Below are 14,527 nucleotides of genomic sequence, written 5' to 3' on the forward strand. Positions count from 1 at the left end.
GGAGCACGCCATGCAACGCCGATCCCTCCTGCTCCTGAGTGGCGCCGCCGCGCTTTCGGCCGGCGCGGTCGTCCTGCTCGGCTCCGGCGGCCCGCCGCCTCCGGAGACCGGGTCCGCGCCCCTGATGTTCCGTGACCTCGCCACGCGGCTGGCCGCGGCGGCGCGCATCGAGGTCGAGCGGCATGACGGCCGACTGAGCGTGATCCGCCAGGGCGAGGCCTGGGTCCTGCCGGAGAAGGCCGGTTATCCCGCCCGCCCTGAGAAGGTGCGGGAAGTCCTGGTCGGCCTGACCGAGCTGCGCCTGACCGAGCCGCGCACCAGCGATCCGGCCATGTTCGAGCGGCTGGGCTTGCGGGATCCGTCCAGGGAGGGTTCGACCGCGTCCCTGCTGCGGGTGCTGGACGAGACGGGCGCGGTCATCGCCGAGCTGGTGGTCGGCCGACGGCGCGTGCGGACACAGGGGAATGTCCCCGAAAGCGTCTATGTCCGCCGCCCGGATGAGGATCAGGCCTGGCTGGCCGAAGGCCGCCTGCCGCTCGACGCCGACCCCCAGCTCTGGATCGATCGCGACCTCGCCAGCCTCCCGCGCGAGCGCATGCTGCGCGCCGAGGTGTCACGCGCGGGCACGGCGCCCGTGGTCCTGGCACGGAGCGAGGGGCCGGATGGGCGCCTCGTCCTTGTCGCCCCGCCCGACGCGCCGCCGACGGAGCAGAGCAGCCTGGACAATGTGGCCGGCGCCTTCGAGTTCCTGACGCTGACGGATGTGCGGCGCGAGGCGGAGATTCCCGGATCGGAAGCGGGGGAAGCCCGCTTCACGCTGACGGATGGACTGGCGATCCAGGTCCGCCTGAATCAGGAGGGGGAAGCCGTGTGGTTGCGCCTGGCGGCCTCCGGCGGCGGCGAGGCGGCGGCCCTGAATGCCCGCTGGCGTGGCTGGGCCTATCAGGTCGGTGCCTGGAAGGCCAAGGCCTTCCTGCCCCGGCTGGAGGATCTGCGCCGCGAGGAGCCCGCCCGCCAGGAGCCCGCCCGGGCGCCGGCGCCGTGAGCAGCCGAGAATATCCCGACCGGCCCTGGATCGGGGTCGGGGTCATCGCCTTCCGCGGCGAGGAGGTGCTGCTGGTGCGGCGGAGCAAGCCGCCCCGCCAGGGAGAATGGTCGATCCCCGGCGGCGCGCAGCATCTGGGCGAGACGGCGGAGGAGGCCGGGAGGCGGGAGCTTCTGGAGGAAGCCGGCATCACGGTCGGCCCCCTGGTCCTGGCCGTGGTGGTCGATGCCCTGGCCCGGGATGATCTGGACCGCACCCGCTTCCACTACACCATCATCGACTTCGCCGGCCGCTGGGAGGATGGCCAGGTCGTTCCCGGGGATGACGTCAGCGAGGCCTGCTGGTTCTCCCCCGCCGAGCTGGCCGGGCTGGGGCTCTGGTCGGAGGCCCTCCGCGCCATCGAGGAGGGCCGCCGCCGGCTGGCGGAGACCGATCAGAGGAAAAGCTTCTCTCCGTCCAGCCCACGATAGAGATCGGCGACGAACTCGCCATAGCCATTGTAGATCCGCGTCGGCACCCGCTCGTTGCTGCCCAGCAGGCGCTCCGTCGCCTGGCTCCAGCGAGGGTGCGACACCTCGGGATTCACATTCGCCCAGAAGCCGTATTCGCTGGGCTGCAGCTTCTCCCAGAAGCTGACCGGCCGCGTGTCGGTGAAGCGGATCCGGGCCAGCGCCTTGCCGCTCTTGAAGCCGTACTTCCAGGGAAACAGCACCCGGATCGGCCCGCCATTCTGCGGCGGCACCGGCTTGCCGTAGAGGCCAACGGCGAGGAAGCAGAGCTCGTTCATGGCCTCGGCCATGGTGCAGCCCTCGGTATAGGGCCAGGGATACCAGCTCTGCCGCAGCCCCGGCATGACGGCGGTGTCGCGCACCGTCTCGAACACGACGAACTTGGCAGCAGCGGTCGGGGCGGCGAGGCGCACCAGATCGGCCATGGGAAAGCCGGTCCAGGGAACGGTCATGGCCCAGGCTTCCACGCAGCGGTGACGCAGGACCCGCTCCTCCAGGGAGACGCGCTTCAGCAGATCGTCGAGGTCCAGTTCCTGGGGCTTCTCCACCAGACCTTCCAGCCGGATGGTCCAGGGCCGCTGCGGCAGACGGCCGGCCGCCGAGCTCACGTTCTTTCCGGAGCCGAATTCATAGTAGTTGTTGTAGCTGGTGGCCTCACGCTCCGGCGTCAGGGCCCGGCCGGGCGTGAAACGCTCGTTGCGGGCCACCGGGGCACCCCCTTGGGACCTCGCCGCCGCGGGCAGGCCGAGGCCGGCGATGAGGCCCGCCGCGAGGCCCAGGCCCCGACGGCGGCCCAGCACCCAGTTCTCCGGCGTCACCGCCGTTTCGGGCAGTTCCCAGCCACGTGCTCTATGGATCATCATCTCGGGCATCCTCCCTGGGTTGGATGCATGTGGGTGGCCCGCCTTGAAGGACCAGGGCCTCAGCGGCGTTGAGGAAGCACCACCATGTCCGGCCCCGGACCGGCGGGCACCACGACCCGGTAGAGCCGGTAGCCTTCCGCCGGGATACCTTTCCGGCTGCGAACGACCTCGCCCACGGCCTCGGCACCGGGCCAGAGCGGGGGGCCGTCGCGCCGCAGGCTGCGCAGGAGAAGGCCCTGCTCCCCCGGAACCGGCGCCGGCAGATCGAAAAGATCCCAGCGGTCCCCCACGGCGATCACCGGCACGCCGGAAAGGTGCAGGGCAAGCTCGCTGGCCAGCCCGTACTCCTCAGCGGCGAGGAAGGCGGCGCCTGCTCCGCGCCGCGCCCTCTCGGCCTCCTCCGCCAACTCCGCCCAGCCGGCGAGCCGTGCCAGTGTCGGGTCGCTGCGGCGCGGAAGCGGCAAAGGAGCGAAGGCCGCCTGCACCAGCACCAGGACGGTCAGGCCCAGGCCGAGCGCCACGGCCGGGCGGCGCCAACGGAGCCATCGCGTGCCCAGGCAGGCCGCGGCCGCCAGGCAGGCGGTCGGGTAGAGGATGGCGGGCCAGTTGCCCTGGACCCGGCTGCCCGTCGCCTGCCAGACGAAGAGCGCCGCCGCCGGCAGGGTCAGCGCCGCCAGCAGCCCCGCATTCGCGTCCCGGCGACGATACCAGGCCGAGCAGGCCGCCGCCGTGCCGGCGATGCAGAGCAGGAAGACAATCGGCGTCGCCAACCCCGCCTGCCCGCCGATCAGCTCCGCCAGGTAGCGCCAGGAGGACCCCGTGCCGGCGCTTCCCGCCCGGCCGCCCTGCTTGGCGAAGCTGGCCCAGCCATGCGAGGCGTTCCAGAGGATCACGGGCGTGAAGACGAGGAGGGCCAGGGCGCCGCCGGCCCAGAGCTGCCAGCGGCCGAACCAGGACCGCATCCCCGGCTCGACGAGAAGCCAGATCAGCACGCCGGCGCCCAGCAGCACCGCCGTGTACTTGGACAGCAGCGCGCAGCCGGCGAGAAGGCCGAAGGCCAGCCACCACCGCCCCTCCCCGCTTGCCCGCAGCTTCGCCAGGGCCCAGATCGCGGCGCACCAGAACACCAGCAAGGGGGTGTCCGGCGTCATCAGCACGGAGCCGGCGCCGAAGAGCAGCGTCGCGTTGAGCAACGCCGCGCCCCAGGGGCCGACCTGGCGGCCGGGGAACAGCAGGTCGCCCGCCCGCGCCAGCAGAACCGAGGCCACCGCCACGCCCAGAGGGCCGAGCAGGCGAAGGCCGAGGGGCGTGTCGCCGGCCAGCAGGCTGCCCAGGGCGGTCCAGAGCGCGACCATGGGTGGATGGTCGTAGTAGCCAGGCGCCAGGGCGCGCCCCCAGACCCAGTAATAGGCCTCGTCCGGGGCCGGCGGCAGGAAGGCGGCGGCGAGAAGGCGCAGCAGCGTCAGCCCCAGGAGGGCGATGAGCCAGGAGCGCCGGCTCATCGGGCGCGCCAGACCAGCGTGGCCGATACCGCGTAGTTCCACACCAGCGTCAGCAGCGCGCCCGCCGCGCCCGCCACGCCCCAGTTGGCCAGCTCATCGCGCAACAGCAGGCTGGCGACGCCGACATTGGCCGCCACGCCAATGCCGCAGACGACATAGAACAGCAGCAGGCCGCGCCAGAGGGCCTTCCTGCGCAGGCGGGCGTCGCTGAAGGTGATCCGGTTGTTGAGCCAGAAATTGACGGTCATGGCGACGAAGCTGGCCAGCCACTGCGCCCCGGCGAAGGGCAGGACATGGAGGGCCTGCGACAGGACCGCCAGATGGACCACGAGCCCGATCCCTCCCACCAGAGCGAAGGAGAGGAATCGGAGGGGCAGGAAGCCGCCCGTCGCCTTGTCCAGCAGCAGGGTGAGGAACTCGATCAGGACCGTGGCATCGAGCTTCGACTCGCCGGCCAGGCGGGGGCGGAACACATAAGGCAGCTCGACGACGCGCAGCTTCCGCCGCGCGGAGAGCAGGATGTCCAGCAGGATCTTGAAGCCGCGGTTCGTCAGCCGGGGCGCCATGTCCTCGATCAGGTCGCGGCGCAGCATGAAGAAGCCGCTCATCGGATCGGCCACCGGCACGGGAAGGATGATCTGCGCCAGGGCCTTTCCCCCATCGCTGATCCGGCTCCGCAGGGCCGAGAAGCCCTCGGTCGCGGCACCGCCCCCCACATGGCGGCTGCCCACGGCGATATCCGCCTCGCCCCGCCGCAGGGTCTCCAGCATCCTGGGCAACAGGCTCTCGTCGTGCTGCAGATCGCCATCGATGACGGCCACGTACTCGGCCGATGAGGACAGCATGCCCTCGACACAGGCCGAGGCGAGCCCGCGCCGCCCGACGCGGCGGATGCAGCGAATGCGCGGATCGCCGTCCGCGATCTGCCGCGCGATGCGCCAAGAGCCATCGGGGCTGTTGTCGTCCACGAAGATGGCCTCCCAGGCGATGCCCTGAAGGCTTGCCTCCAGGCGTGCCACCATGGGGCCGATATTCTCGGCCTCGTTGTAGCAGGGAACAACGACGGAGAGGGTCGGGGAAGACATCGTCGCGCTGCTTAGCGCCCCTGGGGCGGGCTTGCCAGCGCCGGTGGGAATGTGCCCGCAGGGACTCGAACCCTGGACCCCAAGATTAAAAGTCTCGTGCTCTACCGGCTGAGCTACGGGCACAGGCTGGGCCGAGGCGGAAGATGACGGCCTCGGCTCCAGTGTCAAGTCGTAGGTGTCAGGCCGACACCGCGCTCAGGCCGGAACGTCGGCGGCGATCTGCGCCTTCACCAGACGGTCGGGCTCGCGGACCATGCCGCTCTGCCCGGCGCCGCGCTTGATCTTGTCCACGAACTCCATGCCGGAGACGACCTGGCCCCAGATGGTGTACTGGCCGTCCAGGCTGGGCGCCGGCGCGAACATGATGAAGTACTGGCTGTTGGCGGAGTTCGGATTGGCGGTGCGCGCCATGCCGCAGACGCCGCGCAGGAAGCGGGCCTTGGCCGGCGGGCTGAACTCGGCCGGCAGGTCGGGCAACTGGCTACCGCCCGTGCCGGTGCCGGTCGGGTCGCCGCCCTGGGCCATGAAGCCTTCGATCACGCGGTGGAAGGGCGTGCCGTCATAGAAGCCCTGGCGGACCAGGGTCTTGATGCGATCGACATGCTGCGGCGCGAGATCGGGGCGCAGCTTGATGGCGACGCGGCCGTCCTTCAGGTCGAAATAGAGGGTGTTCTCGCGGTCGTCGCCCTGGGCGGCGGCTTCATTCGTGGCTTCGGTCATGGTGATCCCCGTGACGGCTATGGTGCTGGCGAGCAGGGTGCGGCGTCGCATCCGTGTGTCACTCCCCGGTGGTCGGCTGCCGGACCCTCTCAAGGGTGCGGTCGCACGTCAGGCGCGGCACGAAGGTGCTGATATCGCCCCCGAGCCGCGCGATCTCCTTCACGAAACGCGAGGAGATGAAATGGTTGCCCTCGCTGGCCATGAGGAAGAGCAGCTCGATCTCGGGATCGAGCCGGCGGTTCATCCCGGCCATCTGGAACTCGTAGTCGAAGTCGGTCACGGCGCGCAGCCCGCGGACGATCACCTGCGCGCCCACTTCCCGCGCGAAACCGACGAGCAGGCTCTCGAACGGCACCACCTCGATGACGGTGCCCGTGCGCGCCGCGATCGGGCGCGTCTCGGCCTTTACCAGCGCGACCCGCTCCTCCAGCGGAAAGAGAGGCCCCTTGCCGGCATTCATGGCCACACCGATCACCAGGCGGTCGAGGATCCGGGCGGCGCGATGGATGATGTCGAGATGCCCGTTGGTGACGGGGTCGAAGGTGCCCGGATAGACGCCGGTGCGCAGGCCGCGCTCAGACATCCTCATCTCCCATCCCCGCGCCGTCGGCGGTCGCGTCGGGCCCCGGCTCATCGACGCCCTGCTCCTCCACAACGGTGAAGCAAGAGGAAACACGCTCGCCCTCGTCGAGCCGCAGCAGCGTCACGCCCATGGCTTGCCGGCCCGTCACGCGCACCTGATCCACCGGCATGCGGATCAGCCGGCCGCTGTCGGTGATCAGCATCACGTCGTCGCCGCCCCGCACCGGGAAGGTGGCGACCACCTCCCGCCCGGTGCGCGGCGTCAGGTTGATATTGGCGATGCCCTGCCCGCCCCGCCCCGTGACGCGGTACTCGTAGGCGGAGCTGCGCTTGCCGAATCCGCCGTCGGTGACGGTGAGCAGCAGCTCCTCCGCCTCTTCCAGCTCGGCCATGCGCTCGACCGAGAGCGACACCTCGGCCCGCGCCGCCTCCGCATTCTCCTCGGCCAGCGCGGCTTCCGACTCCGCCGCCGCCTCGGCGCTCTCCTCGCCACTGCGCCGCTTCTGCGCCGCCTGCTTCAGATAGGCGCTGCGCTCCTCGACGTCAGCATCGACATGGCGCAGCACGGACAGCGCGATGACCGCGTCACCCTTGCCCAGGCGGATGCCCCGCACGCCGGTCGAATCGCGGCCGGCGAAAACGCGCAACGTGTCGACATCGGCGACGAAGCGGATGGCCCGCCCGCCCCGCGTCGCCAGCAGCACGTCATCGCCCTCGCGGCAGGTGGACACACCGATCAGGCCGTCGCCCTCGTCCAGCTTCATCGCGATCAGCCCGGAGGAGCGCACATTCCTGAAGTCGGAGAGCCGGTTCCGGCGGACATTGCCCTGCGCCGTGGCGAAGACGAGATGCAGGCTCTCCCACAGGCTCTCATCCTGCGGCAGCGGCAGCACCGCCGTCACCAGCTCTTCCTCCTGCAACTGCAGGAGTTGCCGCAGGGACCGACCCCGCGCCGTCGGCCCCGCCTCGGGCAGCTTCCACACCTTCTCGCGGAAGGCGATGCCCCGGCTGGTGAAGAACAGCACCCACTGATGCGTGTGCGCGTTGAAGGAGCGGACCACCACATCATCCTGCCGCATGCTGGCGCCGCTGCGGCCGCGGCCGCCGCGATTCTGCGCACGGAACGTCTCGAGCGGCGTGCGCTTCACATAGCCGTCCCGCGTCAGGGTGACGACCATGAGGCCCGGCTCCACCAGGCTCTCGTCATCCTGGTCAGCGATGCCGTCGACGATCTCGGACAGGCGCGAGGAGGCGATCTGCGCGCGAACCGCGGCCAGTTCCTCGGCCATCAGCTCCAGACGCCGTGGGCGGGAGGACAGGATCTCCAGCAGCTCGCGGATGCGGCCGGCTACCTCGTCCAGCTCGGCATTGATCTTGTCGCGCTCGAGCCCGGTCAGCCGTTGCAGGCGCAGCTCCAGAATGCCGCGCGCCTGCGCCTCGGTCAGACGAACCGTGTCATTGACGACGACATTGCCGGAATCATCGACCAGGGCCAGCAGGGGCCCCACATCCGCGACCGGCCAGTCCCGGTCCATCAGCGCGGCGCGGGCCGTGGTGGCATCCGGGCTGTTGCGGATCAGCCGGATGACCTCGTCGATGTTCGCCACGGCGATGGCGAGGCCGACCAGCTGATGGCCCCGGTCGCGCGCCTTGCCGAGGCGGTAGCGCGACCGGCGCAGGATGACATCCTCACGGAAGCCGATGAACGCCAGCAGGGCCTGGCGAAGGCCCATCTGCTGCGGCCTTCCCTCATGCAGCGCCAGCATGTTGACCGCGAAGGAGGTCTGCAGATTGGTGTAGCGATAGAGATGGTTCAGCACCACCTCCGGGGTCGCGTCCTTCTTCAGCTCCACGACGATGCGCAGGCCCGAGCGGTCGCTCTCGTCACGCAGGTCGCTGATGCCCTCGAGCTGGCGGCTGCGCACCAGCTCGGCGATCCGCTCGATCAGCGCCGCCTTGTTCACCTGGTAGGGGATCTCGGAGATGGCGATGGCGCTGCGCCCGCCGCGCATCTCCTCGATCTCGGCGCGGGCGCGCAGGACGATGCTGCCGCGCCCCGTCTCGAAGGCCGAGCGGATGCCGGCGCGGCCGAGGATCAGGGCCCCGGTCGGAAAGTCGGGCCCCGGGATGATCTTCATCAGATCCTCCAGCGAGGTCTCCGGGTCGGCGATCAGTGCCAGCGTGGCATCGATCACCTCGGTGGGGTTGTGCGGCGGGATGTTCGTCGCCATGCCCACGGCGATGCCATTGGCGCCGTTCACCAGCAGGTTCGGAAAGGCGGCGGGGAGGACCTTCGGCTCCTCGGCGCTTTCGTCGTAGTTGGGCCCGAAATCGACGGTGTCCTCGTCGATGCCTTCCAGGAGCGCCGTGGCCGACCGCGCGAGCCGCGCCTCGGTGTAGCGCATGGCCGCCGGCGGGTCGCCGTCCATGCTGCCGAAATTGCCCTGCCCGTCGATCAGCGGCACGCGCAGCGAAAAGGTCTGCGCCATGCGGACCATGGCGTCATAGATCGCGCTGTCGCCGTGAGGGTGATATTTGCCCATCACGTCGCCCACGACGCGCGCGGACTTCTTGTAGGGCTTGTCGGCTGTGAAGCCGTTCTCGTTCATCGAGAACAGGATCCGGCGGTGCACCGGCTTCAGCCCGTCCCGCACATCCGGCAGGGCGCGGGACACGATCACGCTCATCGCATAGTCGAGGTAGGAGCGGCGCATCTCCTCCTCGAGCGTCACCGGCATCGTGCCCTCGGGCGGAATATGGCCGGACGGCCCGGTGCCGTTATCGCTGTCGCTCACGCCGTTTTCCTATGTAGCAGCCGGGGTCTGGCCTCCCGGGCGGACGCGCCGCCGGGAGCCGGGGTCGGGCAGGATCACCCCGCCGCCCCGCCCCACGAAAATCAGCGTCTTTATAGCCGCTTCGCCGGCTTCCGCCAAACCGCCGCTCACGATCTCAGGCGGCGGCCGCGACCGGAGAATGGCGCTTCAGCACCGCCACGGCCAGGGCGGTGACGGCGGTCCCGGCGAGGATCGCGATCAGGTAGCCCAGCGGATTGCCGACCGCCCCCGGAATCCCGACCACGAAGATGCCGCCATGCGGTGCCCGCAGGGTGCAGCCGAAGAGCATGGAGAGCCCGCCGGCGACCGCCGAGCCGGCCACCAGCGCCGGGATGACCCGCACGGGGTCCTTGGCCGCGAAGGGGATGGCGCCCTCGGTGATGAAGGCCAGCCCCAGCACGGCCGAGGCCTTGCCGGCATCCCGCTCCTCCTGGCTGAAGCGCCCGCGGGCGATGAGGGTCGCCACCGCGATGCCGAGCGGCGGCGTCATCCCGGCGGCCATGATCGCGGCCATGGGCGCGAAGGTCTCGGCGCCGAGCAGGCCGACACCGAAGGCATAGGCGGCCTTGTTGACCGGCCCGCCCATGTCGACGGCCATCATCGCGCCCAGCAGCAGGCCCAGCAGGACGGCGTTGGAGGTCCCCATCCCCTGGAGGAACTGCGTGAGCCAGGCCAGGGCGGCGGCGATCGGCGTGCCGAGCACGTAGATCATCAGCAGGCCGGTCGCCAGCGAGGCCAGCAGCGGGATGACCAGGACCGGCTTCAGGCCTTCGAGGCTCTCCGGGAAGGGCAGCCTGTCCCGCAGGAAGCGGGCGATATAGCCGGCCAGGAAGCCCGCGACGATGCCACCCAGGAAGCCCGCGCCCACCGCATTGGCCAGCGCGCCGCCGACGAAGCCCGGCGCCAGGCCCGGCCGGTCCGCGATGGAGAAGGCGATGAAGGCCGCCAGCACCGGCACCATCAGCGCCAGGGCCGATTGCGCGCCGATCTGGAACAGCGCCGCCGGCAGGCTGCCCGGCTCCTTGAAGGCCTCGATGCCGAAGGCGAAGGACAGGGCGATGCAGAGACCGCCCGCCGTGACCAGCGGGATCATGTAGGATACGCCGGTCATCAGGTGCTTGTAGACGCCGGGGGCCTGGGCCTTGCGCGGCGTCGGCGCCGCCTCGCCCCGCGCGGCACCGCCCATCGGTTCCGCCGCCAGGGCGCGGTTGATCAGCCCCTGCCCGTCCTTCAGCGCGTCGCCCGTCCCCGCGATGACGATGCGCTTGCCCGCGAAGCGCGCCGTGTCCACGCCCGTATCGGCCGCGATGACCACCGCATCGGCCTCGGCGATCTCGCTGTCCGTCAGGGTGTTCTTCGCGCCGACCGAGCCCTGCGTCTCCACCCGCATCTCGTAGCCCAGGGCCTTGGCCGCCTTCTCGAGCGCGGCGGCGGCCATGAAGGTATGGGCGATGCCGGTCGGGCAGGCCGTGATGCCAACAAGGCGGCGGGACCCCACCGGGCCGGCGGCGGCCGCGGCGGGCACCGCCGGCGTCGCTTCCGCCGGGGCTGGCACCGCGGGGCGGGGCAGGCGCGCCAGCGCCGCAGCGGAGCGGAGGGAGGCCTCCGGATGTCGGATCGCCTCGACGATGGTGGTGGCGATCAGCGGCCGGCCGGCATGCCGGGCCGCATCCGCCGTGGCATCGCCGACCAGCAGCACGGCGGCCGCCTCGGCGTCGCGCGCCGGTGCGTCCGGCAGATCGAGGGTCAGCAGCAGGCCGGCCCGCTCCGCCGCCTCGCGCAGCGCCTCGGCGGCCATGGCGAGGTGGGGCGCACTGGCGGAATGACGAAGGACGGCCAGCAGCCGCAGGGGTGTGGCCTGGACGGAATCATGAGGCATGCGTGCTGTCCGGAAAGAAGGAGGCAACGGAGGATCGCGACACGGTCAGAGCACCTCCACCTGCGTGGCCCTGGCGAGCCGCTCGATCTCCGCCGGATCGGCGGAGGCGTCCGGGGGGCGGGAGACGGCGGCGGCGGCACATCCGGTCGCCAGCCGGGCCAGCGCCTCGGCGTCCAGCCCGCGCCGCAGGCCCGCCGTCAGGCCGGCGACCATGGCGTCGCCGGCCCCCACCGTGGTGGTCAGCGTCACCTTGGGCGGCCGGGCCCAGAGGCGGAGATTGGGCAGCACGAAGAGCGCGCCCTCGCCCCCGGCCGAGACGACGACATGGCTCACACCTCTCGCCTGCAGTTCAAGCGCGCCGGTGAGCAGCGCGTCCCGGTCCGGCAGGGGACGCCCCAGGAGCGCCGACAACTCGTCCCGGTTGGGCTTGACCAGACAGGGCCGCTCCGGCAGGGCCGCCTCGAAGGCCGGCCCGCTGCTGTCCAGCACCACCCGGGCACCGCCGGCGACCAGATGGCGCGTCACCCGCGCCAGCGCCTCCGCGGAGAGGCCGGGCGGCAGGCTGCCCGACAGCACGGCCAGGGAGGGAGGCGGCGACAGGCGGGTCAGCAGGGCGTCCAGGTCCCGTTCCGAGACCCGGGGACCGGGCGGGTTGATGTCCGTCACTTCCCCCCGTTCCGTCTCCACCACCTTCACGTTGATCCGGCAGCGGCCCGCCACCGGCTGGAAGGCGGGCGTGACGCCCCGTGGCGACAGGAAGGCCTCGAAGGCAGGGCTGTCCGCCTCCCCCAGCAGCCCCGTGGCGAGGGAGGCCTCGCCCAGCAGCGCCAGCATGACGGAGACATTGACCCCCTTCCCCGCCGGCCGCAGCTCGGCGGCGCCAGCCCTGTTGACGGTGCCCACCTCCAGGCGCGGCAGCGGTATGGTGAGATCCAGCGCCGGATTGAGAGTGATGGTGGCGATGTCAGCCGGCATGACCCAGCTCCTGCAGGCCCGGCAGGGCCCGCACCTCGGCGGCGCTGCCGCAGGCCAGCGCGGCGCGCGCCACCGCCTCGGCCTGATCCATGGTCAGGGCGCGGATCTGCGCCTTCAGGGCGGCGACATTGGGGATCGAGACCGACAGTTCGTCGACGCCGAGGCCGAGCAGGATGGGTGCCGCCATCGGGTCCGCCGCCATGTTGCCGCAGACCCCGACCCAGCGGCCACGGGCGTGCGCCGCCCGGACCGTCATGTCGATCAGCCGCAGCACGGCCGGGTCCAGCGCGTCGGAACGCTTGCCGAGGGTGGGGTGCAGACGGTCGACCGCCAGGGTGTACTGCGTCAGGTCATTGGTACCGATGGAGAAGAAATCCGCCTCGCGCGCCAGCTGGTCGGCCATCACCGCGGCCGAAGGCACCTCGACCATGATGCCGATCTCGACCGGGGGAGCGCCAAGCCCGGCACGCTCCGCCTCGATGGCGCGGCGCGCGGCGCGCAGATCCTCGAGCCCATCGACCATGGGCAGCATGATGCGCAGATCGCCATATTGCGCCGCTCGCAGCGCCGCGCGGATCTGGCTGCGGAACAGGTCTGGCTCGGCCAGTGACAGCCGCAGGCCGCGCAGGCCCAGGAAGGGATTGGCCTCGGCCGGGTGGTGCACGAAGCGCAGCGGCTTGTCGCCGCCGGCATCCAGGGTCCGAAGCACGACCGGCAGGCCGCCGAAGCCCTCCGCCAGCCGGCGGTAGATATCGAACTGCTCCTCCTCGCCCGGCGGCTCCGACCGGTCGTCGAAGAGGAACTCGCTGCGGACCAGGCCGCTGCCCTCGGCGCCGGCCGCGACGGCCTCGGCCGCCTCCTCAGGGCGCCGCACATTGGCTGCCACCTCGATCCGGCGGCCATCCCGCGTCACCGCGGGGCGGAAGGCCGCCTGCCGGGCAGCGGCGGCCCGGTCGCGGCCGCGCGCCATGGCGGCCTCGGCCCGGGCCAGCGCCGCCGCGTCGGGATCGGGGTGCAGCCGGCCGCGGTCGCCATCCAGCACCACCGGCGTCCCATCGGCGAGATCCAGCACGCCGGCCCCCGCGGCGACGACCGCCGGAATGCCCAGCGCCCGCGCCAGGATGGCGGTGTGCGCCGTGGGCCCTCCCGCCGCCGTCACCAGCCCGACCACACGGGCGGGGTCCAGATTGGCGGTCTCGGACGGCGTCAGGTCCTCGGCCACCACCACGGCCTTCTCAGGCAGGGTCGCCACCACCTCCTGTCCGCCCACCAGATGGCGCAGCACGCGGCGCGAGACATCCTTCAGGTCGACCGCGCGCGCGGCGAGAAGCTCATCCCCGAGGCCGGCCAGCGCCGTGGCCCGCGCCTCCGTCGCGCCCTGCCAGGCGGCGGGGGCCGAGGCGCCCTTGCCGATGGCGGCCCGCGCCTCGGCCAGGATCTCCGGATCCTCGAGGAACTCCTCATGCGCGGCGAAGATGGCCGCGTGCTTGTCGCCGATCCGGCTGCTCATCTCGGTCGCCATCGACTTCAGCTCGGCACGGGAGGCTTCCAGCGCCGCCTCCAGCGCCGCCTCCTCGGCCACGGCATCGCTGGCCGTCGTGGCGAAGCCCGCCGATTCCGAGCGGAAGCGGTACAGCACGCCGATGGCGATGCCAGGGCTGGCGGGCAGGCCGGCGATCGCGCCTGCCTCCAGGGGCTCCGCGGATACCTGAGGCGCCCTGTCGATATCCGGCGGCGCGGGCGCGGTGGTCTCGGCATCCCCCAGCTGATCGGCGAAGCCCCGCGTCAGCGCCTTCAGTGCCTCCTCCGCATCCGGCCCCGCCACCGAAAGCGTCAGGGCCGCGCCGGGACCGGCGCCCAGCTGCAGGATCGCGATCATGCTCTTCGCGTCGGCGCTGCGCTCGCCGTGCCGCAGCCGGATGTCCGAGCGGAATCCCTTGGCAAGCTGCGCCAGGACCTTGGCGGGGCGCGCATGCATGCCGGCCGCGGCGGGCGCCTGGACGGCGGCCGTCAGGCCCTGTCCGTCGCCCTCCGACGCGGCGGCCACCGCCGGCAGCGGCGCCTCGGGGTCGAGGGCGGCCAGGATCTCCGCCGGATCCGTGGTCAGCGCCAGGCGGGAGGCTAGTTCCGGCTCGCCCAGGACGTCCGTCAACCGGCGCAGCACCGCGATATGCTCATCGCCCTGCGCCGCGATGGCGACGACGAGGCGCGCCACATCCTCGCCGTTCCAGCGCACGCCGCCGGGAACCTGAAGCACCGCGATGCCCGTGCTGGAGATCAGGCCGCGATCGGCCCGCTGCCCATGGGGAATGGCGATACCATTGCCGAGGAAGGTGTCCGCTTCCTCCTCGCGCCGCATCATGCTGTCTGAATAGGCGGGTTTTATGGAACCCGTCTCGACCAGAAGTTGCGCGGCCTGTCGGATGGCGTCCTCCTTGCCGGAAGGATGGGCTGCCAGTCGAATGCGGTCGGCGGAGAGTATCACGAGCCTGCGTTCCTGTCCTTCAGCGGGACACAAAGCGACGGCCCGCCG

General features: G+C 71.6%; 11 protein-coding genes and 1 tRNA gene. 2 read left to right on the plus strand and 10 right to left on the minus strand.

What is annotated here, in order from left to right:
- The first annotated feature begins 10 nt into the window (after positions 1-10).
- Both ACF3NH_RS16095 and ACF3NH_RS16100 read left to right on the plus strand, forming a co-directional pair.
- Complete coding sequence (locus tag ACF3NH_RS16095) at positions 11-1,045, plus strand: DUF4340 domain-containing protein (protein ID WP_422924127.1); 1,035 nt, start codon at positions 11-13, stop codon at positions 1,043-1,045.
- On the plus strand, positions 1,042-1,515 hold the full coding sequence (locus ACF3NH_RS16100; protein ID WP_422924129.1) for an NUDIX hydrolase: 474 nt from the start codon (positions 1,042-1,044) through the stop codon (positions 1,513-1,515). The genes ACF3NH_RS16095 and ACF3NH_RS16100 overlap by 4 nt, the downstream gene beginning before the upstream one ends.
- Here the strand turns inward: ACF3NH_RS16100 and msrP are convergent.
- The 10 genes from msrP to ptsP all read right to left on the minus strand — a co-directional run bounded on the left by msrP (position 1,479) and on the right by ptsP (position 14,479).
- Positions 1,479-2,417: a protein-methionine-sulfoxide reductase catalytic subunit MsrP gene (msrP, locus tag ACF3NH_RS16105; protein WP_422924131.1), complete on the minus strand. Its 939-nt coding sequence runs from the start codon at positions 2,415-2,417 to the stop codon at positions 1,479-1,481. The two genes, ACF3NH_RS16100 and msrP, sit on opposite strands and share 37 nt — an antisense overlap.
- A gap of 59 nt (positions 2,418-2,476) precedes the next feature.
- Complete coding sequence (locus ACF3NH_RS16110; RefSeq protein WP_422924133.1) at positions 2,477-3,919, minus strand: glycosyltransferase family 39 protein; 1,443 nt, start codon at positions 3,917-3,919, stop codon at positions 2,477-2,479.
- Complete coding sequence (locus ACF3NH_RS16115; protein ID WP_198364922.1) at positions 3,916-5,004, minus strand: glycosyltransferase; 1,089 nt, start codon at positions 5,002-5,004, stop codon at positions 3,916-3,918. Before ACF3NH_RS16115 ends, ACF3NH_RS16110 begins: the two co-directional genes overlap by 4 nt.
- Before the next feature lie 50 nt (positions 5,005-5,054).
- Positions 5,055-5,127 (minus strand) — tRNA-Lys (locus tag ACF3NH_RS16120).
- Between the two features lie 72 nt (positions 5,128-5,199).
- On the minus strand, positions 5,200-5,775 hold the full coding sequence (locus ACF3NH_RS16125; RefSeq protein ID WP_422924136.1) for a peptidylprolyl isomerase: 576 nt from the start codon (positions 5,773-5,775) through the stop codon (positions 5,200-5,202).
- Between the two features lie 7 nt (positions 5,776-5,782).
- Positions 5,783-6,307 carry a pantetheine-phosphate adenylyltransferase gene (gene coaD / locus ACF3NH_RS16130; RefSeq protein WP_422924823.1) on the minus strand — a complete coding sequence of 175 codons (525 nt, stop codon included), beginning with the start codon at positions 6,305-6,307 and terminating at the stop codon, positions 5,783-5,785.
- A complete protein-coding gene (gyrA, locus tag ACF3NH_RS16135; protein WP_422924825.1) occupies positions 6,300-9,044 on the minus strand; it encodes a DNA gyrase subunit A in 2,745 nt (914 codons plus the stop codon). Before gyrA ends, coaD begins: the two co-directional genes overlap by 8 nt.
- A 211-nt stretch (positions 9,045-9,255) precedes the next feature.
- Positions 9,256-11,019 (minus strand): fructose-specific PTS transporter subunit EIIC, encoded by a 1,764-nt coding sequence (locus ACF3NH_RS16140; protein ID WP_422924138.1) that lies wholly within the window; start codon positions 11,017-11,019, stop codon positions 9,256-9,258.
- Positions 11,020-11,064: 45 nt separating this feature from the next.
- The gene (gene pfkB, locus ACF3NH_RS16145; RefSeq protein ID WP_422924140.1) at positions 11,065-11,994 is read right to left on the minus strand and encodes a 1-phosphofructokinase; all 930 of its coding nucleotides are present in this window, start codon (positions 11,992-11,994) and stop codon (positions 11,065-11,067) included.
- On the minus strand, positions 11,984-14,479 hold the full coding sequence (ptsP, locus tag ACF3NH_RS16150) for a phosphoenolpyruvate--protein phosphotransferase (RefSeq protein ID WP_422924142.1): 2,496 nt from the start codon (positions 14,477-14,479) through the stop codon (positions 11,984-11,986). Before ptsP ends, pfkB begins: the two co-directional genes overlap by 11 nt.
- Positions 14,480-14,527 lie beyond the last annotated feature (48 nt).

Origin of the sequence: Pseudoroseomonas sp. WGS1072 (assembly GCF_049340465.1) — a bacterium.
Lineage (GTDB): Bacteria > Pseudomonadota > Alphaproteobacteria > Acetobacterales > Acetobacteraceae > Pseudoroseomonas.